At 71.2% G+C, this 23733-nt stretch carries 21 protein-coding genes; 10 read left to right on the top strand and 11 right to left on the bottom strand.

Annotated features, from left to right (window positions below; translation table 11 throughout):
- Window positions 1-17: 17 nt before the first annotated feature.
- The 3 genes from DFI_RS16900 to DFI_RS16890 are packed head-to-tail and all read right to left on the bottom strand — an operon-like array spanning window position 18 to window position 3251.
- Complete coding sequence (locus tag DFI_RS16900) at window positions 18-1877, bottom strand: vWA domain-containing protein (protein ID WP_027462347.1); 1860 nt, start codon at window positions 1875-1877, stop codon at window positions 18-20.
- 37 nt (window positions 1878-1914) lie between these two features.
- Window positions 1915-2925 carry a DUF6745 domain-containing protein gene (locus tag DFI_RS16895; RefSeq protein WP_051307556.1) on the bottom strand — a complete coding sequence of 337 codons (1011 nt, stop codon included), beginning with the start codon at window positions 2923-2925 and terminating at the stop codon, window positions 1915-1917.
- Entirely contained in the window at window positions 2925-3251 is a 327-nt protein-coding gene (locus DFI_RS16890; protein WP_043777476.1) for a hypothetical protein, read from the bottom strand. Before DFI_RS16890 ends, DFI_RS16895 begins: the two co-directional genes overlap by 1 nt.
- A gap of 354 nt (window positions 3252-3605) precedes the next feature.
- On the opposite strand from DFI_RS16890, the gene DFI_RS16885 reads away from it, so the two are divergent.
- Window positions 3606-5768, top strand: a complete 2163-nt coding sequence (locus tag DFI_RS16885; RefSeq protein ID WP_051307555.1) for a putative bifunctional diguanylate cyclase/phosphodiesterase — start codon at window positions 3606-3608, stop codon at window positions 5766-5768.
- 9 nt (window positions 5769-5777) lie between these two features.
- Here the strand turns inward: DFI_RS16885 and DFI_RS16880 are convergent, their stop codons facing one another.
- Window positions 5778-7301: a sensor domain-containing diguanylate cyclase gene (locus DFI_RS16880; protein WP_027462344.1), complete on the bottom strand. Its 1524-nt coding sequence runs from the start codon at window positions 7299-7301 to the stop codon at window positions 5778-5780.
- Between the two features lie 572 nt (window positions 7302-7873).
- On the opposite strand from DFI_RS16880, the gene DFI_RS16875 reads away from it, so the two are divergent.
- On the top strand, window positions 7874-8866 hold the full coding sequence (locus DFI_RS16875; protein ID WP_027462343.1) for a tyrosine-type recombinase/integrase: 993 nt from the start codon (window positions 7874-7876) through the stop codon (window positions 8864-8866).
- A 37-nt stretch (window positions 8867-8903) separates the two neighbouring features.
- On the opposite strand, the gene DFI_RS16870 is transcribed toward DFI_RS16875, so the two are convergent.
- Window positions 8904-9734: a universal stress protein gene (locus tag DFI_RS16870; protein WP_155864508.1), complete on the bottom strand. Its 831-nt coding sequence runs from the start codon at window positions 9732-9734 to the stop codon at window positions 8904-8906.
- Window positions 9735-10025: 291 nt separating this feature from the next.
- Here DFI_RS16870 and DFI_RS16865 point away from each other — a divergent pair, with 291 nt between their 5' ends.
- From DFI_RS16865 to DFI_RS16855, 3 genes are read left to right on the top strand one after another with little or no spacing between them, the layout of a single operon-like run.
- Window positions 10026-10517 carry an ArsR/SmtB family transcription factor gene (locus DFI_RS16865; RefSeq protein ID WP_022802925.1) on the top strand — a complete coding sequence of 164 codons (492 nt, stop codon included), beginning with the start codon at window positions 10026-10028 and terminating at the stop codon, window positions 10515-10517.
- Window positions 10514-11281, top strand: a complete 768-nt coding sequence (locus tag DFI_RS16860; protein WP_043777282.1) for a CPBP family intramembrane glutamic endopeptidase — start codon at window positions 10514-10516, stop codon at window positions 11279-11281. Before DFI_RS16865 ends, DFI_RS16860 begins: the two co-directional genes overlap by 4 nt.
- Before the next feature lie 37 nt (window positions 11282-11318).
- The gene (locus tag DFI_RS16855) at window positions 11319-12101 is read left to right on the top strand and encodes a CPBP family intramembrane glutamic endopeptidase (RefSeq protein ID WP_051307554.1); all 783 of its coding nucleotides are present in this window, start codon (window positions 11319-11321) and stop codon (window positions 12099-12101) included.
- Between the two features lie 4 nt (window positions 12102-12105).
- On the opposite strand, the gene DFI_RS16850 is transcribed toward DFI_RS16855, so the two are convergent.
- Both DFI_RS16850 and DFI_RS16845 read right to left on the bottom strand, forming a co-directional pair.
- Entirely contained in the window at window positions 12106-13605 is a 1500-nt protein-coding gene (locus DFI_RS16850; RefSeq protein ID WP_027462340.1) for a GGDEF domain-containing protein, read from the bottom strand.
- A gap of 299 nt (window positions 13606-13904) precedes the next feature.
- A complete protein-coding gene (locus DFI_RS16845) occupies window positions 13905-14156 on the bottom strand; it encodes a DUF6803 family protein (RefSeq protein ID WP_051307553.1) in 252 nt (83 codons plus the stop codon).
- Window positions 14157-14545: 389 nt separating this feature from the next.
- On the opposite strand from DFI_RS16845, the gene DFI_RS16840 reads away from it, so the two are divergent.
- Entirely contained in the window at window positions 14546-15448 is a 903-nt protein-coding gene (locus DFI_RS16840) for an FRG domain-containing protein (protein WP_043777281.1), read from the top strand.
- Window positions 15449-15516: 68 nt separating this feature from the next.
- On the opposite strand, the gene DFI_RS16835 is transcribed toward DFI_RS16840, so the two are convergent.
- From DFI_RS16835 to DFI_RS16820, 4 genes are all read right to left on the bottom strand, one after another.
- The gene (locus DFI_RS16835) at window positions 15517-15729 is read right to left on the bottom strand and encodes a hypothetical protein (RefSeq protein ID WP_022802919.1); all 213 of its coding nucleotides are present in this window, start codon (window positions 15727-15729) and stop codon (window positions 15517-15519) included.
- A 13-nt stretch (window positions 15730-15742) separates the two neighbouring features.
- On the bottom strand, window positions 15743-16231 hold the full coding sequence (locus DFI_RS16830) for a ferritin-like domain-containing protein (protein WP_027462338.1): 489 nt from the start codon (window positions 16229-16231) through the stop codon (window positions 15743-15745).
- A gap of 254 nt (window positions 16232-16485) precedes the next feature.
- Window positions 16486-17601: a UDP-galactopyranose mutase gene (gene glf / locus DFI_RS16825; protein WP_027462337.1), complete on the bottom strand. Its 1116-nt coding sequence runs from the start codon at window positions 17599-17601 to the stop codon at window positions 16486-16488.
- Complete coding sequence (locus DFI_RS16820) at window positions 17594-18766, bottom strand: glycosyltransferase family 1 protein (RefSeq protein ID WP_118376016.1); 1173 nt, start codon at window positions 18764-18766, stop codon at window positions 17594-17596. The genes glf and DFI_RS16820 overlap by 8 nt, the downstream gene beginning before the upstream one ends.
- Before the next feature lie 545 nt (window positions 18767-19311).
- Between DFI_RS16820 and DFI_RS16815 the strand changes: the two genes are divergently transcribed.
- From DFI_RS16815 to DFI_RS21060, 4 genes are all read left to right on the top strand, one after another.
- Window positions 19312-19515 (top strand): DUF2171 domain-containing protein, encoded by a 204-nt coding sequence (locus DFI_RS16815; protein ID WP_027462336.1) that lies wholly within the window; start codon window positions 19312-19314, stop codon window positions 19513-19515.
- Window positions 19516-19547: 32 nt separating this feature from the next.
- Window positions 19548-20615, top strand: a complete 1068-nt coding sequence (locus tag DFI_RS16810; RefSeq protein WP_022802914.1) for a glucose-1-phosphate thymidylyltransferase — start codon at window positions 19548-19550, stop codon at window positions 20613-20615.
- A 1-nt stretch (window position 20616) separates the two neighbouring features.
- Window positions 20617-21537, top strand: coding sequence for an MBL fold metallo-hydrolase (locus DFI_RS16805; protein ID WP_043777279.1), 921 nt, complete (start codon window positions 20617-20619; stop codon window positions 21535-21537).
- A 98-nt stretch (window positions 21538-21635) separates the two neighbouring features.
- Window positions 21636-23729, top strand: a complete 2094-nt coding sequence (locus tag DFI_RS21060; RefSeq protein ID WP_118376015.1) for a sensor histidine kinase — start codon at window positions 21636-21638, stop codon at window positions 23727-23729.
- The last annotated feature ends 4 nt before the right edge of the window (window positions 23730-23733 follow it).

Raw genomic sequence — 23733 nt, 5'->3', positions numbered from 1 at the left:
TTCAGGTCAGGTGGCCCTCAGCTGGGCTGCACCAGCTTGCGGATCTCGCCGCTGGCGATGTAGCTCTTGCCGTCCGGGGCGGTGGCGACGGTGTCCACGACGTACAGGGTGCCCTCCTCGCGGATGGAGCGGGGGAAGCGCATGTTCCAGTCGGGTTCGTAACCGTCCTGCACCACGCGGGCACGCAGCTTACTGCCTTCCTTGACGCACTGCACCAGGATGCCGCCGTCGCTGGAATCGGTGGTTTCCAGGTCGGCGACGGTCTTGGCGGCCTTGGTCACGCCGGCCCGGGCGGCGCTGCGGCGCGCGCCGTACCCGCCGCCCACGCTGAGGTTCTGCAGGGGGTCGGCCTCGCCGGGGCGGACGATGCGGCGGATGTCGCCGGTCACGCGGTAGAAGCTGCCGTCCGCGCTGCTTTCCAGCCCGTCCACGACGTAGTGCACGCCGTCGGCGCGCAGTGCGCGGGGGAACTGGATGTTGCGTCCCGGGTCGAAGCCGTCCGACACGGCGCGGACGCGCAGCTTGCCGCCCTGGCGCACGCACTCGAGTTCCACGCCGCTGCCGGTGTCCTGCACGACGCCCAGGTTCAGCACGGCGGTGTCCACGGTCACGCCGCGGCCGCTCATGTCGCTGCGGCTGCGGGCCAGACCCTGGAAGGACTGGTCCACGAGTTCCTTGCGGCTGGCGTTGTCGAAGGCGCCGCTGGCGATGCGGGTGGCGTAGTGCTGAAGCTGCTCGATCTCCTCGGCGATGTCGAAGTGCTCGTGCAGCCCGGCCTGCTGCAGCGCCGTGACCACGCCGCGCAGCAGCTGCTCACCCTCGGCGCCCCGGCCGCTGTCGGCCAGGGCCACGGCGTCTTCCTTGGCGCGGGCGATGCGCAGCCGGGCGAGGTCCAGGGTCACCTCCGTGTCGGTCTGCACGTCCGCGGTCAGGGGCCCGAAGGGCGCGGTGACCGCGAGTTCCCCGCGGTCCTGGGTGATCGCTCCGTCGCTGAGCAGGTTGGCGGCGTACGTCACGGTGAGGAGCGGGTGGGCGCCTCCCGGCAGGTCCGGCAGGCTGAGTTTCAGGCCCAGCAGTTTGTCCTCGTCCTCGTACACGTCCCCGAGGTCCAGCGTCAGGGGGGAGGCCGGGTTGGGGCGGTGAAGGCCGAGCACCTCGGTGACGCTCACGCCCGGGGCGGGCTGCAGGGTCACGCTGAGGTTCTGCGCGGCGACGGCCTTGAGGGTCTGCAGTTCGAAGCCGAACACGTCTGCGGCGTCGTCCACCGACTGGATGAAGTAGAAGTTCCCGCCGGCGGCGCGGGCCATGCCGATCAGGAGGTCCTCGTTGAAGCCGTTGCCGAAGCCCAGGGTGGTGGTGGTCACGCCCTGCTCGGCCTGATGCGCGGCGGTCTTCGTCAGGACGCGCTCGTCGGTGATGCCGACGTTCGCCTGCCCGTCCGTGAGCAGCAGCACGCGGCTGACCACGTCGGCGGACGCGTTGGCCTTGACGTGCTCGATGCCCTTGAGCCACCCGCCGGAGAGGTTCGTCAGGCCGCCGGCGCGGATGCCGCTCAGGCGGGTTTTCAGGCCAGCCTTGTCGGTCACGCGGGCGGGGGGGATCAGGGTGTGGACGCTGTCGTCGTACAGCACCACGCTCAGGAAGTCGTGCTCGTCCAGGGCGTCCACGACGCTCTGGGCGGCGTGCACGGCGTGCCGCAGGGGCGCGCCGCCCATGCTGCCGGACACGTCGATGACCAGCGAGAGGTTCACGGGGCGGCGCTGCGCGGCCCGGCTGGGCGCCCGGAAGCGCAGCAGCACGTCCGCGGGGCCGGCGAGGTGCTCCATCAGGGTGGACTGGGTGAAACGGGCGTCGGTGGTCAGGGTGGGGGGGGTCATGGGAACGCTCCTGGAGTGAATCGGGAGGATGAGGGGCTCAGGCTTCCTGCACGGGATGGTACTCGCTGGCGGAGAGGCCCGCGGTCCAGGCGACCGCGTCCCGGCAGGTGCGCAGGTGGGGGGGGACGCGCAGGGCGTAGGTGCCGCCGGTGGACGGGCAGCGGACCACCACGGCGACCAGGTCCTCGTCGTCGTCGAAGGGGACGCGCACGAGCTGCCGCTGCCCGCCGGCGTCCTCGTCCCGGTCGAGGATCAGGCCGCCGACGTCCGCGAGGAACTTCTCCACGCCGATGCGGTCGAGCAGCACGCGGCGGCGCTGCACGTTGCGCACGCGCAGCACGTCGTGCCCGGTCAGCAGTTCCGGCGTGAAGGCCACCTTGGGCTCGACCGGCACGTCGTTCCAGCGCAGGCCGGCGCGGATGTGTGGGGGCAGGGCGGTCAGGCCGCTGTCGGCGACGTCCAGGGTCTGCGTGACGTGCAGGCTGGGCGGCAGGTCCCGCAGGCCGGCGCAACCGCGCACGTCCAGGTGAGAGACGCTGATCGTGCCGGCCAGGTTGATCAGGTCGCGGCAGCGGGCCAGGGTCAGGCGGGTGGCGTGCAGGTCGGCGTGAATGGTGCGCACGCCGCTGCCGCTGAGGTTCAGGCCCTCGCGGACGCTGAGCCGGCCGGTCACCTCGCGCAGTTCCGGGCAGCGGCGCGCGGAGACGCGACCGGCGTGCAGGTCGGCGGGCAGGGCGGTGAGGTGCGGGCAGTCGTCCACGATCAGCGCCTCGCATCTCAGCCAGTCGGGCAGGATGCGCAGCCAGGCGCTGCCGCTGAGGTTCAGGGGGCCGCTGACGGCCAGGGCGGCCGGTGGGGACGCCTGCCGCAGCAGGGCGCGGGCCTCCTGCGGACTGACCGGCGTGAGGGCCGCGGGGGCGGTCAGGGCGGGTGCGGGGGCGCCGGCGGTGGAAGCCGGTTCCGGGCGGGCGGGCCGCTGAGGGGAGGGTTGAGGGCCGTCCTGGCGCGTGGAGCGCACCAGGTGCCGGCCGCTCTGAACCCGGAACATCAGTCCTGCACCACGCGCACGCTGCCCGGCGTGTACTCGCGCTGCTGCCACACGCGGTACCAGCCGGCCGGCAGGCGGATGGGAGCGTGTTCCTCGTGGACCAGGGTGGCGTGGGGGGCGGTGACGTGCAGGAACTGCGGGTCGCCGGGCCGGGCGGTGGGCGTGGGGGCGAACAGTTCGGCGGCGCTCGCCTCGGCGATGCGGTGCTGGTGTCCGGTGAGTTCGCCGTGGGCGAGGGTGGTGTGGGGCTGGCGGTGCAGCGGCGTGGTGGGGGCGGTGGTGGCCTGCAGGAGGACGTCGCCGTGGCGGTAGAGCGGGGTCGTCATGGGGATCTCCAGGATGAGGGTGGGGAAGATTGTGACCAATCCTTTGATTACGTAAATAGCATAACCGTGCGGGGCGGGCGTGTCAACGCAGTTCCCGAAGGCCGCCCAGGACCCCGCCGCAGCCTCCAGAGAACGTGAACCGGCGGGGCCGGTCGCCCCCGCCGGCCCCCGCGATATCATCCCCTTGGCCTGATGGACACCCACGCCGGGCCACTCTGCCAGAACTGTGTCATAGGGTGGGCACTACCGTGCGGGCCTCGTGTGCAATCCGCGCCCCACCGCCACCCCTCGTCGTCTCGCTCTGTACCGGACCGGCCAGCCCGGCCGGCGGTGGCAGGAGGAACCCCAGGCGGCATGAACTCGTCCCGCAGCACGCTGGAGCACATGACGACGGTCCTGATGGGCCTGCCGTTCCCCGCGGCCCTGATGGACGGCGAGGGCACCTTCCTCACCGTGAACGGTTCCTGGATCTCCCAGGAGAACGACTACCCGGCCTCCGGCATCAGTTCCGGCCCGGGCGGCAACCTGCTCGCCCTGTGCCTGTATGCCGGCACGAACGGCGGTCTGCACGCCCACGCCGCGATCCTGCGCGTCCTGCAGGGCCAGGAGGACAGTCTGGTCCTGCCGTACGGCGGGACCGAACACTCCCGGTCCCGGCCGCTGGAACTGCACATCGGGCGCCTGCCGGCCAGCGAGCCGCTGTTCCTGGTCCGCATTCACGACGCGTCCGCCGAGCAGTTCGAACGCGACCGCACCCGGCTGCTCGACCTGATGACGCAGGGCCGCCCGCGCCAGGAACTGCTGCAGGAGATCGCGCAGATGGTCGAACACCTCCACCCCGCCGGCCGCTGCGCGGTGCTGCTCCTCGACGGTCACACCCTCCGGGTCGGCGCGGCCCCCCGCATTCCCGAGGCGTTCCTGAGCGGCTTCGACGGCCTGGACGTCCGCGAGCGGCTGGCGGCCCTGCCGGCCGTGCCCGGCGCCGAGTACACCCAGGACCTCTCGCAGCATCCGTACTGGGGTCCGTACCTGCAGGCAGGCGACATGCAGGCCTTCCCGGTGTGCGCGTCCCTGCCGGTGTTCGACCGCAGCCAGCGTCTGGTGGGGGCGCTGGCGCTGTGCCTGCCGGCGGACGCGCCCATCAGCGACACCACCGGGGAGCTGCTCAAGCAGGCGCAGCACCTCACGTCCATCGTGATCGAACACGACGCGCTGATCCGCGAACTCGAACACCGGGCGCTGCACGACGACCTGACCGGCCTGCCCAACCGCGCCCTGTTCGATGACCGGCTTCAGCGTGAGCTGGACCGCGCCGCGCCCGAAGGCCGGCCCGTGGCGGTGCTGTTTCTCGACATCGACGACTTCAAGGCCATCAACGACGCCGGCGGGCACAACACCGGCGACGCCGTGCTCGGCGAGGTGGCCCGGCGCCTGCGGGCCTGCCTGAAACCCGGGGAGACCCTCGCGCGGTTCGCCGGGGACGAGTTCGTCGCCATCCTGCCGGACACCGCCGCGCCCGAGGCGGTCGAGCGGGCCGCGGGGATGAGCGACGCGCTGCGTGGGGGCTTCACGGTCGCCGGACGGGACGTGTTCATCATGATGTCCATCGGCATCGCCGTGTCCACCGGCAGCGACGGCGACGCGCAGACCCTGCAAAGGCACGCGGACGTCGCCATGTACCGCGCCAAGACGCTGCGCACCGGCACCGAACTGTTCGAGTCCGAGCTGCCGCAGCGGGCCACGCAGCGCCTGGAGTTGCTGTCGCACCTGCGCCGCGCCGAGGAACTCGGCGAGCTCGCGCTGCACTTCCAGCCGCAGATGAACCTCGACACCGGCCAGCCCGTCGGCGCCGAGGCCCTGATCCGCTGGCAGCACCCGCAACTCGGCCTGGTCTCCCCGGCGGAGTTCATTCCCCTGGCGGAGGACAGCGGCCTGATCATCCCGATCGGCCGCTGGGTGCTGGCCGAGGCGTGCCGGCAGGGCCTCCACCTGCTGGGCCGCGCGCCGGGCCTGGCGCGCATCGCCGTGAACGTCTCGGCGCTGCAGTTCGCCCGGGAGGACTTCGTGGACATGGTCGCGGAGGTGCTGCGCGACACCCGCTTCCCGCCCCAATGCCTGGAACTGGAACTCACCGAACGGATCGTGATGCGCGACGTGGACAGCGCTGTGCGGCGCATGCAGGCGCTGCGGGATCTGGGCGTGTCGATCGCCCTGGACGATTTCGGAACGGGCTTTTCCAGCCTCAGTTACCTGCCGAACCTGCCGCTGAACGTCCTGAAGATCGACCGGTCCTTCGTGGCGGGTGCCGCCGACGGCCGGACCCTGCCGATCGTGCGGGCCATCATGTCCATGGCCGAGCAGTTCGGCTTCGACGTGATCGCCGAAGGCATCGAGACCGCCGGGCACGTGCAGGCCATGCTGGACGTCGGCTGCCGCTTCGGGCAGGGGTACCACTTCGCGCGCCCGGCACCCGCCGACGCCCTGTGGCCCGCCCCGGTGCCCGGTCCGCGCCGCTGAGCCCGGGGGTCAGGTGAGGCGCTCGCGCCGCCGGGCCTGCCGCTGCCGTTTCGCGGCGTACATGCGCGCATCGGCGCGGGCGAGGGTGGCCTGCACGTCCTCCCCCGGGGCCTGCCGCGCGACGCCCACGCTCGCCCCGATCCGGCCGACCGTGCCCTGCTGGGCGGCGAGCACGGCCACGTCCACGAGTTCGTGCACGGCGTCGTCGCTGCACGTCCCGGGCAGCAACAGCACGAACTCGTCCCCGCCCAGCCGGTACGCGGCCTGGCCCTTCTCCAGTTGCGACTCGAGGGCGCTGCCGAACAGCCGCAGCACCACGTCCCCCGCCCCGTGCCCCTCGGTGTCGTTGATGGCCTTGAAGCCGTCCAGGTCGATCAGGGCCAGGGTGAAGGGCCCGCCGGACGCGTGGGCGTGCAGGTCTTCGTCGAACGCCCGGCGGTTGAGCAGCCGGGTCAGGGCGTCACGCCGCGCCTCCTGCTCCAATGACCGCAGGGTGGTCTGCCGCTGCACGGCCACCCGGACGCTGCGCGCTGCGGCGTCCAGCAGGGCGCGGTCACTCGCCCGCCAGCCGGACCGCCGCTCGGCACTGACCCGGGCAGTCATCAGCACGAAGGTCTGCCCGTCCCAGGCGCCCATCGGCACCCAGGCGACCGCCTGCACGCCCGCCGTGGTCGCGTCCGGCCGCGCGCCGGGATGCGCGGCGTACGGGTCCAGGTACGCCGGCGCGGTCAGGTGCGCCAGGCCACCCGTCACGGCCTGACCCAGCGCCTGAAAGTGCCCGGCCAGCCCGGCGAGGTCCGGAGGCAGGCGCACGGGCAGCCATTCCCCGTGCGCCTCTGCGCCTCGCAGGACCAGCAGGGCCGCCCAGTCGGAACTCAGGGCGCCGGTGAGCAGGGCGGCAGTCTGATGCGCGAGTTCCCTGGGGAACAGCGGCAGGTCGCCCAGCTCCTGCACGCCCTCCAGCGTGCGGGCGTGCTCCAGCGTCTGGCGCAGTTCCGCCTCGTACGCCTCCCGGCCGCTGAGGTGACCGGTGAGCACGTGAACGTGCGCCCGGAGTTCGAGTTCGGTCATGGCGAGCGCCGCGAGGTCCTGCAGAGCCTGCAGGTCCTGCTCGTCCAGGGTATGAGGCTGGTCGTCGGTGACGCAGAGCGTCCCGATCCGCTGCCCGGCCGGGGTGATCAGGGGCGCCCCGGCGTACAGGTGAATGTGCGGCGCGCCCGTCACCATCGGGTTGTCGCGGAAGCGCGGGTCCGCGGGGGCGTTGTGCACGACGAACGGCCCGTCCTGCAGGATCGTCCACGCGCAGAAGGAATGCTCGCGGGGCGCCTCGCTATCCTCCAGGCCGACCATCGCCTTGCCCCACTGGCGGTTCTCGTCCACGAAGTTCAGCACGGCCACCGGCACCCGCAGCACCTGGGCCGCGAGGCGCGTGATCCGGTCGAAAGCTTCCTCCGCCTGGGTGTCCAGGATGTGGTACCGCGCCAGGTCGAGGAGGCGCACCGCCTCGTTCTCGGGAAGGGGGGCGCCGGCCATACCGTCCATTGTAGAGGCTGCTTTCTTGCACCGTTCGGTCCGGAGGGTCGGGGGACGGCATGAAAAAAGGCGTCCTGGGGACGCCCTGTGGGTGCGGGGGACCGGCCTCGAACCGGTGTGGTGCCTGTGGCCCGCTCGCACGTCCGTTTTTTGGAAGGTGGACGTCGCCCTTCTTTTGAACTCTTCACCCGGTCGCGGTCAGCTTCAGGAGAGAAGGAGAATCAGGTTGGTCCCGCGTCTGGCGTGACGTGCTTACTCTGCCGCGCCGTGGGGCCCGGCGCATGACAGGCTCTTAAGGTCAGCCTTGGGGCAGTCCTGAGTTTCCCTTCAGAAAACATCGTCCTGCACGCAGGAAAAATAACGCGCTCACAGGAGGCCCAGGAAGGGGCCTGCAAAACGTTTTGAGGGGTAGAGTACCCGGGTTCTCAGGTGAAGGAATTGACGCGGGCGTTTCCTGAATGTCAGCTGCTCACTCCGACTCGTCAAAGTTCACCATCTCCCCTAAGTGGATTTAGGGTATAAATGGCAATCATGCCTGCCTCCACCGTTCAGATCCACCCCGGAGTTCCCGCGTGACCCTCGCCGTCTATCAGGCCGACGCGCTCACCCAGTTGCGGGAGTGGACCAACCTCCACGACGACGAACTGCGCCGCCGCGCCGTGCAGGCCGCCGGGGAAAAGGACGTAAACGCGCTGGTCAGCCTGACCCGGGCGTACCTGACGCAGCAGGGCCAGAGTGGCGTGCTCACCAGCCCGCGCACGGTGGAGGCGTACGCACTGGGCGTGCGGCAGTTCCTGGAGTACGCCGACACGCAGGCCGTGAACCTGCTGCGGCCCGGGCGGCACGACGCCCCGGGGTACGTGGCCGCCATGCTGGCCGCCGGGCGCAAACCCGCGGGCGTGCAGCTCAAGGTCGCGGCGGCCGGGTGCCTGTACCGGGCGCTGCGCTGGGCCGGCGCGACGGAAGCCGACCCGTTCCGGGACGTGAAGGTCCCCAAGGACCGCACGCCCGGCATCGTGAAGCGCCCCCCGTACTCCGAGGACGACCTGCACGACGTGCTGGAGAAAGCGGGCGTGCACGAGAAGTTCCTGCTGTTCCTCACGGCGCACGCGGGGTTGCGGATCAGCGAGGCCCTGAGCCTGGAATGGGAGGACCTGGACGAGACGGCGCGGCGCATTCACGTGCGCAGCGGCAAGGGCCGCAAAGGCCGGATCGTGGCGATGAGCACCAGTCTGGCCCGCGCGGCCCGGCACTACCGCGCGCTGTACGGGCCGGGCGGGCCGGAGCACTCGGATGGCCGGCGGGCCACGCCGGGCACGCACGTGTTCCGGTACGGCAGCAAGCAGACGGCGCGGTACCATCTGGACAAGGCGTTCCGGGCGGCGGGCGTGCCGTTCCGGGGCTTTCACGCCGGGCGGAAGTACGCGGGGACGCGCCTGATTCAGCAGATCCGGGATTTCGGTCGGGTGGCGGCGCACCTGGGGCATGAGAGCGTGGACACCACCCGGCGCGGGTACGCGCAGCTGGCGGCCGACGACCTGAAGAACGACCTGACCGGCTGGTGAGGTCCGGCCTCTCCCCTGCCGCGGGCAGGTGCGGGGCTCAGCGGCGTTCCGGGGCGGCGCGGGCGGTGAGGACGGGCACCGGAGATTCCCGCACCACGCGCTGCGCGACCGAACCGAACAGCAGGCGGCCCACTCCGGTTCTGGAGACGGTGCCCAGAGCGAGCAGGTCGGTCTGGCCGGTGCGCGCCCGGTCGAGGGCCAGCTCGGCCGGTTCGCCCTGCACGACCTCCCCGCCGCCCAGCGCGTCCAGCTGGCGCTGCGCTCCCTGGCGCCAGGCCTGGTTGCGGTGAATGAACTGATCGGCAGCGCTGCCCCCTTCCGGGATGGTGACCGGGAAGGGCGTGTGCAGGCTTTCGGGGTCCAGGGCGTGCAGGAGCGTCACGGCCGCGCCGGGCCAGAGGGTCCGCACGGTGCCCAGCGCCCGCTCGGCCGAGGGGGAGAAGTCGTGCAGCAGCGTGACGCGGCGGATCCGGGTGAGGCGGTCCGCTGGGGCGCGCACGGTCAGCACCGGGATGGGCGACTCGCGGACGACCGCCTCGGCGACCGATCCCAGGAAGAAGCGTTCCAGCCGGCCCCTGCGTTCGGTGCCCATCACGATCAGGTCGAACGCTCCGCTGCGGGCGCGGTCGAGGATGACGCCCGCGGGCTGATCGGCAACGACCACCTCCCCAGGGCCCAGGACGTCCAGGAGGTCGCGGGCCTGCGTGAGGGCCGTGTCACCGACGTCGGCGAGCAGATCCAGCGGGGGCAGCAGGTCCACGACGTGCAGCAGGTGCACTTCCGCCTCGGGGAAGTTCAGGCGGGCACACCGGAGGGCGGGGTCGTCCGGGGCGAGGTCCTGGGTGGGAATCAGGATGCGCGGTGTCACGTCACTCACCTCACTGGGCCCGGCGGTGGCCGGGGGGTCGAGCGGACTGGACTGGGATTCCGGCGGTTTCGTTATGGGCGCGGCATGGGCCTTCACCTCGGTGGGCCTCACGGGGCGGCGGGGGCAGGGCCGGAACGGCCGTGAGGCCGGTACGTTCAGGATAGCTCCGGAGGGCCGGGGCAGGCATCCCGCAACCGGAGCGTCAGGGCAATGGGCGAGACAGGTTCCTCAGCCATCTGGCCTATTTTCAATTTACTTGAACTGTTTCAAGATAGTTGAAGAGGAGAAGTCATGAAGCCCGAGCATGTCCTGACCACCAAAGCCGAACTGGCCGCACTGGCCGACCCGGTGCGCCTCCTCACCGTGCGGCTGCTCGTCACCCGCGAGGCGACCCTCACCCAACTCGCCCAGTACCTCGGCCTGCGCCCCAGCGCCCTGCACTACCACCTGAAGAAACTGCAGACCGCCGGCCTGATCGAGGTGACCCGCCACGACGACACCGGCAAGCACTACCGCGCCACCGCGATGGTCGTCAACGTCAACCCGGCCATGCCGTTCACCGAGCAGGCCGACCTGAGCGCCCTGCCGCCCGAACCCATGCAGCGGGCCAGCGAGCAGCGCCGCACGGGCGCGTACCTGCACCTGAGCGACGCGCAGTACGACGCGTTCTGGCAGGAAGTGCAGGACCTTCACGCCCGCTACGCCGCCCTGCAGGACCCTGAGGCCCCCCGCCGCGCCACCGAGAGTGTCGCCCTGACCCTGCCCGACCCGGAGAACGTATGAACTGGACCACGGTCGCCACCCTGACTGCCGCCTGCCTGCCCGGCATCCTGATCGCCACGCCCGCCATCATCGACACCGTGCTGCGCCGCGCCCGGCAGCAGCCCACGCCGCCCGCCCGGCCGCTGCCGCCCCGCCGGGTGCTGATCGCCGCCAGCATGGCCCAGACCACCCTGCTGGCTGCCGGCGCCGCCGCCCTCGGAGCGGCGTTCGGGCCCCGGGTGGGCCTGGCGCAGCTCAGCACCGATGCCTTTCAGACCCCGGCTGGCGCCTTGACGGCCCTCTCGGCCGCGGTGCTCGGCAGCGCCGCCATGCTCGCCGCGTACTACGGCGTGTTCCGGCCCCGCCTGGACCCGCAGACGCTCGCGGCCTCCGAGGGCCTGCGGCAGGAGGCGGGCCTGGCGTCCCGCGTGCTGTACGGCGGCGTGGTCGAGGAGGTGCTGATGCGCTGGGGCCTGCTGCCGCTGGCCGTGTGGCTCCTGACCTTCCCTCTGGGTGCCGGCGCGGCCACCTTCTGGACCGCGAACCTGCTGACCGGCCTGCTGTTCGCGGCCCTGCACTGGCCGGCGTACCTGAGTGCCGGCTGCCGGCCCACCCCCGCGTTCTTCACCGCCTCGGTCGTCCTGAACACCGCCCTGGCCCTGCTCTACGGCTGGCTGTTCCTGCAGTACGGGCTGCTGGCCGCCGTCCTGGGTCACGCCGTGACGCACCTGATGTGGTACCCGCTGGACCGCCGCATGTGGCGCCCGCCGGCCCTCCCCGCCTGAACGTCCCCCGCCCCTTCCCCAGCCTGAAGGTTCCGTCATGACCCAGACTCCACTGCCCGCCCCTGTCTCCCGCCACCTGCCGCGCGCCCTGCTGACCCTGCTTCCCCTGGGGCTGGCGGCCGTGCTGGGCCTGCTCCCGACCCTGCCGGCCATGCTCGGCCCGCTCACCGAACGGACGCCGGGCGCCCCGCCGATGGCCACCCTGCTGGCCGTCACCGCCGCGCAGCTGACCATGCTGGTCGCCCTGAGTGTGGCCGCGGGCGCCTGGGCCGCGCCGCGCGCCGGATTCCGCAGCCGACTGGTGGACCGCGACTGGGCGGCCCTGCGCGCGGACACCCGCGCTGCCCTGCTGCCGGGCCTGTTGACCGGCGCGGTGATCGTCGCGCTGGACCGCCTGACCGGCCCGCTGCTGGGCGACGCCTGGGCCCGCGCGGCGGCCGGGCAGGAGCGCACGCTGGCCGTCACCATGGGCGGAATGCTGTACGGCGGCATAGGCGAGGAACTTCAGATGCGCTGGGCGCTCGTCTCGGTCCTCACCGTGGGGTTTTGGCGGGTGTTTCAGCGGCACTCCGTCCGGCCGACCCGCGCGGTCATCCTGACGGCCGTGGTGATGGTCGCCGTGCTGTTCGGGATCGGCCACCTGGGCGCGGTGGCGGCCCTGGTGCCGCTCACGCCCGCCATCGTGGCCCGCACCGTGCTGCTCAATGCCGTGGGTGGCGTCGTCTACGGCCTGCTCTTCACCCGCCGGTCCCTGGAAAGCGCCATGGTGGCGCACGCCCTGACGCACGTCGCCATGACTGCCCTGACCCTGCTGCTGTGAGACGTCAGCCCGGGGAGCCCGACGAGGCCATGTACCGCGCCTGCTTGTCCCGGTACATGGCCTCGTCAGCTGTCCTGAACAGCGTGTCCCCGGTCTCGTCGTCCGGCTGCAGGGCGGCCACCCCGATGTCCAGCACGATCGGTCGGCCCTCGACATTCACGCCCAGCATCACGTCCCGCAGCTCAGCGGCGTGCCGTGCCGCGTCGGCCGGTGTGGCGCCGGGCAGGGTCACGATGAACTCGTCTCCGCCGTTGCGAAACGCGGCCGGCTCCCCAGGCACGAAGGGCTGCGGCGACAGCACCCGGAAGGCCGTGCTGGGCGGACCGCCCGCCGGGGTGGCGTCCGCGGCGGGCAGCCGGAGCAGGAAGGCGCGCAGGGCGTCCGCGACGCGCCGCAGGGCCAGGTCGCCGGTGGCGTGCCCGTACAGGTCGTTGATCGCCTTGAAGTTGTGCACGTCCAGCAGCATGACCGACAGCGGCGCGCCGCCCTCCCGGGCGCGGTGGATCATGGCCGGCAGGGCGCGGGTCAGCGCCCGCCGGTTGGGCAGGGCGGTGAGTTCGTCGGTCCGGGCGGCGGCGTCCACGTCGTGCCGGAGCCGGAACTCGTGCAGGATCAGCGCGGTCTGCTCCGCGAAGGAGGTTGCCAGCGCCACCGAGTCGTCCCCAAAGGCGTCCGGGTCGGTCAGGGAATCGATGTTCAGGAAGGCCATGACCTCCCCGGCGTACAGGATCGGCACGGCGATGTTCGCCTGGAGGGACTGCACGCTCGCCAGCGCCTCGGTGTGGTACTCGCCCCCGCGAACGAACCCGCCGCCGCGCGCGATCAGGTCCGGTCCGCGGCGGACCCGGGGAACGCCGGCCAGCCAGGCGGCCTCGCCCAACCCGTACCAGACGTCGCGGTTGTCGGCGACGTCGAACGCGACGTCCCGCAGTTCCTGCTCGTCGTACGAGCCGTACGCCACCACGTGAAAGAGCTTGCCGTCCCGCACCGCCATCGACCCGGTCTCCGCGCCGGGAATGATCGCCACGGCGTACCTCAACAGCACGTCGTACGCCTGGTCCAGGCTGCCGCGGAGCAGATCGTGCTGCAGGCGCCGCAGGAGTCCCAGGTGCTGCTGCACGATCCGCCACTCGATTTCCAGGCCGACGCCATGCGCGAACAGCTGCAGCAGTTCCATGTCCGCGGCCGTGAACCGCGCGGGCACCGGATGCAGCCAAAGGCAGTAGCGCGCCCGGTAGCGGCCGCTGAGCGCCACGAGAATGCCGCCTGGCCGGACGTCCACCTGGCCGGCCCGCACGACCCGCAGGTCCTCGCGGGTGAATGTCACCTTGGCGGGAAGGGGATCAAAGTACGGCAGCGGCTGCAACTGCCCCTGATGAATGTGCAGGGCCGTGACGCCCTCCAGGCCGTAGGTGCGGAGCAGCCAGTCGGCGACCAGATCGGAGCCCTGCGTGCCAGCCCCCGCCTGCCCGAGTTCGCGCAGCAGGCTCTGCAGCGTGCCCATCCGGCCGGGCCGGGCGGCCGAATCCGGGGCGGCGTCCGCCGGGGGGGCTGGGCTGGGTTCACTCTTGAGGGGCGTCCTTCCGGGCAGCGGCGAAGGGGTCGGTGCGGGCCAGCAGACGCCCCCTTTCACGGGGATTCCGCGTCATGTCAGGCGGGAGGATGGGGAGCGCGGCGGCTCCTGACAGCGTACCAGAGACGCCCGGACGCGAAGTTGGTCCGGGCTTCCAGAATACGGGCCTCCCCCGCCCGGCGCCGTGAAAAAAAGCTGTGCGGAACAGCCTCGCGTGAAGGGGGCGCGGGTCAGTGCCGCATGATGGGCGTGAGCATCCTGAGGATCATGGCGACGTGCGCCACCACGAGGAGCACGGCGAACATCAGCACATGGGAGTTCAGGCGGACGTCCTCTGTGGATGTGCGGAGGACCAGCTGCGAGTCAATCAGGGCGATGCCGGCCAGGGGAATCAAGCCGAGCAGGTAGGCGCCCACAGCGATCATGTCGGACAGGCGCCGCCACTCCCCGGCGGCAGTAATGGGCAGTACGGCGTTCGTCATCAGTTACGCGAGCACGCCGGGGAAGTACACGCCGGCGAACATGCCCGCGACGCGGCTGGCGCAGTGCCACGGGAAATACAGCCGGCATGAGTACAGCACGTACAGTTCGACGATGGTGAGGAACGCCGCGCCGAACCTGCGATACCTGTCATCAGCCTGCGCCTGGACCTGTAAGCACCTTTAAAGCCTGGCCGCTGTGGTCCGCCATTCCCAGTGTCCCTTCACGAAAACCGGACAGAGCCGCCGGTTTCGCTGAAGCGACTTTATGGAAGGTCAAACGAGCGGCCGCCCACGCCTTGCCAGACTCCGGCAAGGACGGTTTCCATGCCTGACACGCCCCATCCCCTGAAGCAGAGGCTGACCCAACATCCAGCAAGGCGGGCTTGCTGATGCCGCGTCCGGACACGGCACAGACGCGCACCGTCCATACGTACCTGGAACTGCTGGAGCTGCTGCAGGACGAATCGTGGAATCCCACGCTGCGCCGCTACCGGTCACCGTTCGTGTTCCGCGGTCAGGGCAGCACCGCGCCGCTGAGCACGTCGTTGCAGCGGGTGGCGGGCAACACCCGGGACGTCGAGCGGCACCTCGTGCGGGCGTTCCGGAAGTACGCTCAGGCAAGCGCGCCGGCGCTGGACTCGGTGTGGTCCTGGCTGGCCCTCGGGCAGCATCACGGCCTGCCCACCCGCCTGCTGGACTGGACGTACTCGCCGCTGGTCGCCCTGCACTTCGTCACGGCCGATGAGGCCCGCTACGGCGAGGACGGCCTGATCTGGCGCGTGAACGTCACGGCCACCAACGCGACCTTGCCCACACCGGTCGCCGAGGTGCTGCAGGGGGAGGGGGCCGACGTGTTCACGGTGGAGATGCTGGGTCTGCTGGGCCAGCGGGAGGGCAGGGATGGCGGCCGACTGGACTTCGACGCGCAGATGGGCTGGCTCGAACACCTGGAGGAGCAGGCGGGTGGTCCCTTCCTGCTGTTTCTGGAGCCGCCTTCCGTGGACCAGCGGATCGTGCAGCAGTCGGCGCTGTTCTCGCTGCTGTCCACGCCCGGCGCCGACATGGATGCCTGGCTGACCGGTCATCCGGACGCCGCGCAGCGCATCCGCGTGCCGGCGGCGCTGAAATGGGAGATCCGCGACAAGCTCGACCAGCTGAACATCACGGAACGTACGCTGTTCCCGGACCTCAGCGGCCTCAGCCAGTGGCTGCGCCGGTACTACCGAACGCGCGAGGACCCGGACGCGGGGGAGAACCGCACGCCGGAAGACCGGCGGGACGACACCCTCTGACACCAGCCCGGAGAAAAACAACGAAGACCACCCGGGCAGGTGGTCTTTCGTTGGAGGTGCAGGACGGGTCAGGCGTCGGCGTCCAGGGCCAGGGTGTTCTGGTGGCGGTACTCGCGGTTCTCTGCGCCCACCCCCAGGATGAACAGGGTGGGGGCCCAGTGGCCCACGAACAGCGCGTCCCTTTTGGCGTCCGCTTCGGTGGCCGTGAAGTACCGGTAGGCGCTGTAGGCGATGCTGGCGTACCCCAGGGCGATCATCAGGTCGGACATCTTCACTTTCATGGGCCTCGTCTCCTTACCCGCGCGCGGCCTGGTTGACCTGCTCGGCCACCACGGTCAGCTGCTGGTCGGTCTGCTTCTCCTCGTTCTCGGTGACGCGCAGCGTCTCGGCGTGGTCGTTCATGCCCAGCACCTGCGCGAAGCGCACGACGGTCCCGTACCCGGCGATCTCGTAATGCTCGACCCGCTGCGCCGCGGCGATCAGCGCCGCGTCCCGCACCGGCCCGGGTTCGTTCTCACCAGCCGCCTCGCGGCCTTCCTTCACCAGGCCCTGCATCGCCATGCAGGTCTTCCCGGCCGGGGACTCGCCCAGCACCTCGAAAATCTTCTCCAGACGGGCCAGCTGGCCGCGGGTCTGCTCCAGGTGCATCTCGAACCCCTGCTTGAGCTGCGGGTTGCTGGCGGCCATGGCCATTTCCGGCAGGGCCGCAGTGAGCTGGGTTTCGGCGGAGTACAGGTCACGCAACTGGTCGATGTACAGGTCCTGCAACGTCTGGTTTTGCATCCTTGATCCCTCCGTGTGAATGGGCGTGGACAGGCGGCGCTGACCCGCTCTGCGCAGCATCCGGTGTTTTTTCAGGGGAAGGGTGTTAGGAGGCGGGAACGGACTTAGGCGGATTGCACCGTGGCGCCTGCTTCCGGTAAAGCGGACTTCATGAACGGCGCGGACCGGAACAGGCAGCGTGAACTCACCTGCCACAACGAAGGCGGGCGAGAAACAGGAGTGATCCCGTTTCTCGCCCGGCCCGTTGCGTCGGGTTACATGCCCTGCAGCTTCCGGAAGGTGGTCAGGGCCTGCGCCACCACCTGGTCCATGTTGTAGTACCGGTACGTGGCGAGCCGGCCCACGAAGGTCACGTCAGGTTCGGCGTCGGCGAGCGCCTCGTACTTCTTGTACAGTTCGGCGTTCTCGGGTCGGGGCACCGGGTAGTACGGGTCGCCCTCGGCGCGCGGGTACTCGTACACGACGCTGGTGCGGCGGTGCTGCTGCCCGGTGATGTGCTTGAACTCGCTCACGCGGGTGTAGCCGTAGTCGTTCGGGTGGTTCACCGTCCCGACTGGGAACAGCTGCTCCACGTCATGCGTTTCATGCTGGAATTCCAGGCTGCGGTAGGGCAGCTTCCCGTACCGGTAGTCGAAGAAGGCGTCCACCGGACCGGTGTAGATCAGGTGCCGGTGCGGAATCAGGGCGCGGATCTCGCGGTAGTCGGTGTTCAGCATGACCTTGATGTTCGGGTGCGCCAGCATGTTCTGGAACAGCCGGGTGTAGCCGTGCAGCGGCATCGCCTGGTAGGTGTCGGCGAAGTAGCGGTCGTCGCGGTTGGTGCGGGTGGGCACGCGGGCGGTGACGCTGGCGTCCAGTTCGCTGGGGTCCAGGCCCCACTGCTTGCGGGTGTAGCCGCGGAAGAACTTGTTGTACAGGTCCCGGCCCACCTTGCTGACCACGACGTCCTCGCTGGTGCGGACCTGTTCGACCGGTTCGGCCACCGACTCGAAGAAGGCTTCGAGTTCGAAGGACGTGAGGTTCAGGCCGTACAACTTGTTGACGGTGTCCAGGTTGATCGGCATGGGCACCAGCTGGCCGTCCACGCTGGCCAGCACGCGGTGCTGGTAGGGGCGCCACTGGGTGAACTGCGAGAGGTACTCGAAGACGTCCTTTGAGTTGGTGTGGAAGATGTGCGGGCCGTACGGGTGGATCAGGATGCCGGCGTCGTCGTACGTGTCGTAGGCGTTCCCGCCGATGTGCGGGCGTTTCTCGACGATCAGGACCCGGTGGCCGGCGCTGGCGAGCCGTTCCGCCAGGACACTCCCGGCGAATCCGGCCCCCACGATCAGGTAGTCGAAGCCCTGGGCTTCGGCGGGGTGCTCAGTCATCGGCACTCTCGGCGAGCACGACCGGGCGGGCAGCGTTCATCTGTGCCTGCATGGCCTGCCAGGTGGCGTCCCAGGACAGCTGGCTGAGGTGCTCGTCAGCGCGGGCCTGCCGGGCCTGCGCGGCGGGCGTGCCGGCCTCGCGCAGGGCAGCGGCGCACGCGGCTTCGAAGGCGTCGGCACCGTCGGCGATGCGCACGAGGTCCAGTTCGCCGTACGGGCGGATCACGTCGCGGATACCGGTGGACACCACGGGCACGCCCCCCGCCAGGTACTCCGGGGTCTTGGTGGGGCTGATGAACTCGGTGGCCTCGTTCAGCGCGAAGGGAAGCAGGGCCACGTCCCAGCCGCCCAGGTAATGGGGGAGCTCGGCGTACGACTTCTGTCCCAGGTAGTGGATGTTCGCGGCGCGCGGCAGGTCGGCCGGGTTGATCTTCACGACCGGGCCGATCAGCACGAACTGCCAGTCCGGCTGCCGGCGGGCGACCTCGCCGATCAGGTCGATGTCGAAGCGTTCGTCGATCACGCCGTAGAAGCCCAGGCGCGGGCGGGGCAGGCCAGCCTGATCCTCGGGGTCCTGGCGGGTGGTGCGGGCCTGCGCGAAGTGCGCGGTGTCCACGCTGGACGGGAAGGGATGCACGTTGCGGTGCTGGCGGCACTTGGCCTCGTACAGGCGGTGCCCGCCGGTGAACACGACGTCCGCCTGCCGGAACAGCCGGGCTTCCCGCGTGCGCAGTTCCGGGGGCGCGCCCCGGAAGTTGGCGAGTTCATCCATGCAGTCGTACACGGTCACGCGGGGCCGCAGGCCCGCCGTGACCGGAAGTTCCATGGGCGTGTACACCCACAGATCGTACTCGGCGAGCTGCTCCGCCTGCACGAACTCCGCCAGGAGCCGCGCGGTGCGGGCCTGGGACTGCGCGGGGCTGTGTCCCTGCTGAATGTGGGGGGCGCAGACGGTCACGCCGCACGCCTCGCGGCGCACGTCCAGGTGGTCCTCCCAGTCTCCGAAGTGGGGCTCTTCGATGTAGTACACGGGCCGTTCACGCGCGGCGCGGGTCATCAGGTGCTGCGGGCGCTGGAACACGAAATCCCAGCGGAGGTGCGAGAGGACCAGCAGAGCCGGGGCGTCCGGGTACGAGGTCATGGTGGACGTCGGTGGAACGGACATGGTGAACTCCTTGGTGGGAATGCGGGCATGGACCGCCCGAGACGGGTCAGTGCGAGACACCTGCAACTGGTGGTGCAGCCCCCGGGCCGTGCACGTCAGGTGGTCATGACCACGGGGAAGGGGACGGACATCGTCGCCACCCAATATAAAATCTCGAGCCCATCGGCATTTTTAGCGCCGGCTGAGCCGAACGGCGGCTGGCCGTTGAATCTCGTGAAGACGTCTTCACGTTGGGACGCTGGGCAGAGAGGAACCGGGCGCCACCCCCGGGAGGGGTAAATGGCATCCATGGCCCGTGGTCCGGCCTTGTGCCGGGCAGAGCCGGGCACGGCTCCGCTGGGGCCGCGCTTATGAGTGGGGCCTCAAGGCGTCCTGAGCCAATTCGGGGAACAGCACACAGAATCCACGCGGCCCGGCCTACCCCGGCCTCACGATGGGCCCGGTTCCGGCACCCACACTGATTCTGTTCACCCTTCCCTGCTTGCCGCCCTGCGGGCAAGAACGCCCGCCAGACTGTCAGGCCCATCCACTGCAAAGGACCCTTCATGGACGACATCACGCCCGGACTGCCCATCATCTGCGCCGACGACCTCATCCTCAGCTCGGTGGAGGGCGTGGAGGACGAGTACCTCGTGACCACGCCCCTGGAGGACGGCCGGCGGCACTTCATTCCCCTGGAGCTGGTGGACCGGGTGGACGACGCCGTCTACCTGACCGTCAACCGCGACGAACTGGCCGAGTACCTGTGACCCGCCCCGCGACCCCCGCGCAAAGGAGACCCATGAAAGCCCTGATTCCCGCCGCCGGTTTCGGTTCCCGCCTGCGTCCCCTGACGTTCTCCCGTCCGAAGCCGGTGCTGCCGGTGGCCGGGCAGCCCATCATCGCCTACGCCCTGCAGCACCTGCGGAGCGTGGGCATTGAGGACATCGCCATCGTGACGTCCGACGCGACCGAGGCGCCGCTGCGCGCGGCGCTGGCCGACTGGCCGGACGTGACGTTCCTGCGTCAGGCGTACATGGGGGGGCTCGGGCACGCCGTGGCCGGCGCGGAAGAGTGGGCTGACGGCGACGACCTGTGCGTGATGCTGGCCGACAACCTGTTCGAGCACAGTCCCGCCGGTCTGCTGCAGGCGTTCCGTGACGGCGGCGCGCACGCGGCCCTGGCGCTCATTGAGGTGGAGGACCCGCGGGCCTTCGGCGTGGCCGAACTGGACGGCGAGGGCGCCTCAGGGCGGGTGCGGTCCATCGTGGAGAAACCCGAGCAGCCGGAGACGAACCTGGCCGTGGCCGGGCTGTACTGCTTCACGCCGCGGATCTTCGAGGCGCTGCGGCAGGTGCCGGTCAGCGCCCGCGGGGAACTGGAACTCACGGACGCGATCTCCTGGCTGATCCGGGACGGCGCCGTGGTCCGCGGGTACCGCCAGCCCGGGTGGTGGAAGGACACCGGAAGGCCCGCCGACCTGCTGGAGGCGAACGCCTGGATGCTCGCCCGGCAGGGATCGGTGCAGCGCGGCACGGTGGAACACAGCCTGGTGCAGGGGAACGTGGTGATCGAGGCGGGCGCGCGGGTGTGCCGGTCGGTGATCGTGGGTCCGGCGTACATCGGCCCGGACGCCGTGATCGAGGACGCCCGCCTCGGGCCGGGCGTGAGCGTGGGCCGGGGCGCGCAGGTGATCGGCGCGATCGTCCGGCACAGCATCCTGGAGGCCGGCGCGTGCGTGAGCGGCCTGTCGGGCACGCTGAGTGACAGCATTCTCGGGCAGGGCGCGCAGCTGTCGCGGCAGCCGGCCACGAGTTACCACCAGTGCCTGATGCCGGACGCCAGCACGCTATCCATCGCGGGGGACTGAGATGACCCTGCCCTCCCCTGCCCTGAAGATCGGTGAGCTGGAGTTCGTGCGGCCGGACGTGGCGCAGCTGCGCCTGCCGGTGGTGAACGTGTTCTTCCTGGGCGCCCCGGGCGGCCCCTGGGTGCTGGTGGACGCCGGCATGCCGCCGGACGCGGCGGTGATCCTGCGCCACGCCCGGCGCACGTATGGCCGGCCGCCGGAAGCGGTCGTCCTGACGCACGGGCACCTGGACCACACCGGCGGGCTGCGGGCGCTGCTGGAGGCCTGGCCGGGCGTGCGCGTGTACGCCCATGCGCTGGAGGTGCCGCACCTGACCGGGGAGGCGCCGTACCCCTTCCCGGACCCGACGGTGGGGGGCAGCATGAGCCTGCTCTCGCCGCTGCTGTCGCCCGGGCCGTTCCGGTTCACGGAGTCCCTGTCGGTCCTGCCCGGCGACGCGGACGCGGGCGAGGTGCCGCACGCGGCCGGCTGGACCTGGCGGCACACGCCCGGCCACAGCAACGGGCATGTGTCGCTGTGGCGGGACGCCGACCGCACCGTGATCGCCGGGGACGCGGTGGTCACCACCCGGCAGGAGGACATGCTGCGGGCCGTGACCATGCAGCCGCAGGAACTGCGCGGCCCGCCCCGGTACTACACGTCCAACTGGGCCGCGGCGCAGGGGTCGGCCGCGGCGCTCGCGGGCCTGCGCCCGGACCTGCTGCTGACCGGGCACGGTCTCCCGCTGCCGCACGCGGCGCCGGCCCTGGATGAACTGGTCCGGGAGTTCGGCACGCGGGGCACGCCGCCGCGGGGCTACTACCTGCAGCATCCCGTGCCGGTGGAGGCCCTGCGCCGCGGCCGGCCGGACCCGATGCGCTCCCGGGTGCTGGGGGCAGTGGGGGCGGTCCTGGCGCTGTGGCTGCTGCTCCGGCGGCAGTGAGCCCCGCCGACCGTTCGGTCAGGTTGCCTGCATTCGTGAACGGCCCCAGCGCCTATGCTGGGGCCGTCGTGACCACCCCGCCTGCCCCCGCGCCCCCCATGTCGGCCCGCGTGCCGGCCTTCGATTGGGCGCGCACGCCCCTGGGGCCGCAGGGCGCGTGGCCGCCCGGGCTGCACAGCGTGGTCGATCTGGTGCTGTCCAGCGCCTTTCCGATGATCCTGCTGTGGGGCCCGGACCTGGTGCAGATCTACAACGACGGGTACGGCGTGATCCTGGGGCCGAAGGAACCGGGCGCGCTCGGCCAGCCCACCCGCGAGTGCTGGCCGGAGGTATGGCACATCAACGAGCCCATCTACCGGCAGGTGTGGCAGGGCGAGACCTTCTACTTCGAGGACCAGCTCTACCCCCTGACCCGCCACGGCTTCCCGGAGGAGGCGTACTTCACGCTGTGTTACAGCCCGGTCCGGCAGGACGGCGAGATCGGCGGGGTGCTGGTCACCATCACGGAAACCACCCCGCAGGTGCTCGGGGCGCGGCGGCTGAATCTCCTGCGTGAGCACGCCGAGACGCTGGCGCAGGTGCAGTCCGTGGCGGAACTGAGGCGCCTGGTGCAGACCGCGCCGGCCCGCCCGGACGCGCCGTTCACGGCGCTGTACCTGCACGAGGCGGGCGGCGTGCCCGGGGAACTGCAGGCGGTGCTGGACGCCCGGCAGCCGCTGGTGCTGGACTGGCCGCCCCGGTCGTGGCCGGTGATGGGCGTGCCGCCCCGCCCGGCCGTGGCCCTGCCACTGGACGGCGTGGACCGCGACCGGCCGGCCGGGGTGCTGGTCGTCGGGCTGAACGAGCAGGTGCGGCTGGACGGCGCGTACCGGGATTTCCTGGGCAGTTACGCCCGGCAGCTGGCGGCGGCGCTGGTGCGCCTGCACTCGCAGGAGCAGGCGGAACTGAACCGCCGGCTGGACGAGGAACGCGCGGCCCTGGCGGCCTTCACGGCGTTCACCGAGGCGGTGGGCACGCAGACGGACGCGGCCGTGCTGGCCCGGCAGGCGGCGGAGGTGCTGCTGGCCCGCTACCCGGGCAGCACCGTCGTGTACTACGAACCGGACGGCCCCGCCGGCGGGACGTGGGCGGCGCGCGTGTGGAGTGAGGACCTGGAGCGGCAGCCGGACCTGCTGGCCCTGCTGCGCGCCGGCCTGCCCGCGCACACGCCCTTCATCGCGCAGGTGCTGGGAGGCCGGCAGGCCGTGTTCACCGACGGCTGGAACGCCGAGCAGCAGCAGGTGGCGCACACCGGCGGGTACACCCGCTCCGCGAACCTGCCGGTCATCGTGGGCAGCGAGGTGCGCGGCCTGCTGGGCATGGGCGGCCGGGAAGCTCAGGCCTGGGCGGACCGGGACCGGGCGCTGTTCAGCGCGGTCGGGCGCGGCCTGACCCTGGCCCTGGAACGCGCGGCCGGCGTGGAACAGCTGGAACGGCAACGGGAGCGGCTGGCGGACCTGAACGCGGAACTGGGCGCGTTCATCACCCGCACCGCCCACAGCCTGGAACGCCCGGCGGCGCAGCTGGCCCAGGTGCTGGACCCGGGCCAGCCGACGGGCCTGGACGGCCTGCCGCCCTACGACCCGGCCGAGCTGCGCGACGAGGTGACGCGCCTGCGCGGCGTGGCCCGTGACCTGCGGCAGCTCGCGCGGCTGGAGCAGCATGCCCTGACGCTGGAGCCCCTGGCGGTGGCGGAGCTGTTCGAGGAGCTGCGGGACGCCCGACAGGACAATCCGGGCGGCCGGAACGTGCGCTGGCTGCTGGGGCCGCTGCCGATCGTGCGGGGGGACCGGGCGCTGCTGCGTCAGGCGCTGGACGTGCTGATGACCTTCACGCTCAGCGCCACCCGCGGAGCGCAGGACGTCATGGTCAGCAGCGACGAGCTGGACGGTGAGGTGCGCGTGATCGTCGAGGACGACGGCCCCGGCCTGAGCGGCGAGGAGGCCGCGACGCTGTTCGACCTGGCGGTCCGGACAGATCAGAGCGTGCCGCTGCTGGCGGGCGGGGGGCTGGTGCAGGTGCGGCGGGTCCTGGCCCGGCACGGCGGGTGGGCCTGGGCGGAGTCGCGCAGCTGCGGCGGGAAGGTCGTGCTGACCTTCCCGCAGGACGACGCCACGACCGCGCTCGAAGCCCTGTTCCGGCCAGGCGGCTGAGGGT

The organism is Deinococcus ficus (genome assembly GCF_003444775.1).
In the GTDB taxonomy this organism is placed as follows: Bacteria; Deinococcota; Deinococci; order Deinococcales; family Deinococcaceae; genus Deinococcus; species Deinococcus ficus.
Note: the sequence above shows the minus strand (reverse complement) of the source record. Positions and strands in the feature narration are given on the sequence as shown.

What these genes read in the sequence shown, in the direction of transcription:
- DFI_RS16900 (WP_027462347.1), bottom strand. Translation starts at nt 1,877, where the DNA reads ATGACCCCCCCCACCCTGACCACCGACGCCCGTTTCACCCAGTCCACC.
- DFI_RS16895 (WP_051307556.1), bottom strand. Translation starts at nt 2,925, where the DNA reads ATGTTCCGGGTTCAGAGCGGCCGGCACCTGGTGCGCTCCACGCGCCAG.
- DFI_RS16890 (WP_043777476.1), bottom strand. Translation starts at nt 3,251, where the DNA reads ATGACGACCCCGCTCTACCGCCACGGCGACGTCCTCCTGCAGGCCACC.
- DFI_RS16885 (WP_051307555.1), top strand. Translation starts at nt 3,606, where the DNA reads ATGAACTCGTCCCGCAGCACGCTGGAGCACATGACGACGGTCCTGATG.
- DFI_RS16880 (WP_027462344.1), bottom strand. Translation starts at nt 7,301, where the DNA reads ATGGCCGGCGCCCCCCTTCCCGAGAACGAGGCGGTGCGCCTCCTCGAC.
- DFI_RS16865 (WP_022802925.1), top strand. Translation starts at nt 10,026, where the DNA reads ATGAAGCCCGAGCATGTCCTGACCACCAAAGCCGAACTGGCCGCACTG.
- DFI_RS16860 (WP_043777282.1), top strand. Translation starts at nt 10,514, where the DNA reads ATGAACTGGACCACGGTCGCCACCCTGACTGCCGCCTGCCTGCCCGGC.
- DFI_RS16855 (WP_051307554.1), top strand. Translation starts at nt 11,319, where the DNA reads ATGACCCAGACTCCACTGCCCGCCCCTGTCTCCCGCCACCTGCCGCGC.
- DFI_RS16850 (WP_027462340.1), bottom strand. Translation starts at nt 13,605, where the DNA reads ATGGGCACGCTGCAGAGCCTGCTGCGCGAACTCGGGCAGGCGGGGGCT.
- DFI_RS16845 (WP_051307553.1), bottom strand. Translation starts at nt 14,156, where the DNA reads ATGACGAACGCCGTACTGCCCATTACTGCCGCCGGGGAGTGGCGGCGC.
- DFI_RS16840 (WP_043777281.1), top strand. Translation starts at nt 14,546, where the DNA reads ATGCCGCGTCCGGACACGGCACAGACGCGCACCGTCCATACGTACCTG.
- DFI_RS16835 (WP_022802919.1), bottom strand. Translation starts at nt 15,729, where the DNA reads ATGAAAGTGAAGATGTCCGACCTGATGATCGCCCTGGGGTACGCCAGC.
- DFI_RS16830 (WP_027462338.1), bottom strand. Translation starts at nt 16,231, where the DNA reads ATGCAAAACCAGACGTTGCAGGACCTGTACATCGACCAGTTGCGTGAC.
- glf (WP_027462337.1), bottom strand. Translation starts at nt 17,601, where the DNA reads ATGACTGAGCACCCCGCCGAAGCCCAGGGCTTCGACTACCTGATCGTG.
- DFI_RS16820 (WP_118376016.1), bottom strand. Translation starts at nt 18,766, where the DNA reads ATGTCCGTTCCACCGACGTCCACCATGACCTCGTACCCGGACGCCCCG.
- DFI_RS16815 (WP_027462336.1), top strand. Translation starts at nt 19,312, where the DNA reads ATGGACGACATCACGCCCGGACTGCCCATCATCTGCGCCGACGACCTC.
- DFI_RS16810 (WP_022802914.1), top strand. Translation starts at nt 19,548, where the DNA reads ATGAAAGCCCTGATTCCCGCCGCCGGTTTCGGTTCCCGCCTGCGTCCC.
- DFI_RS16805 (WP_043777279.1), top strand. Translation starts at nt 20,617, where the DNA reads ATGACCCTGCCCTCCCCTGCCCTGAAGATCGGTGAGCTGGAGTTCGTG.
- DFI_RS21060 (WP_118376015.1), top strand. Translation starts at nt 21,636, where the DNA reads ATGTCGGCCCGCGTGCCGGCCTTCGATTGGGCGCGCACGCCCCTGGGG.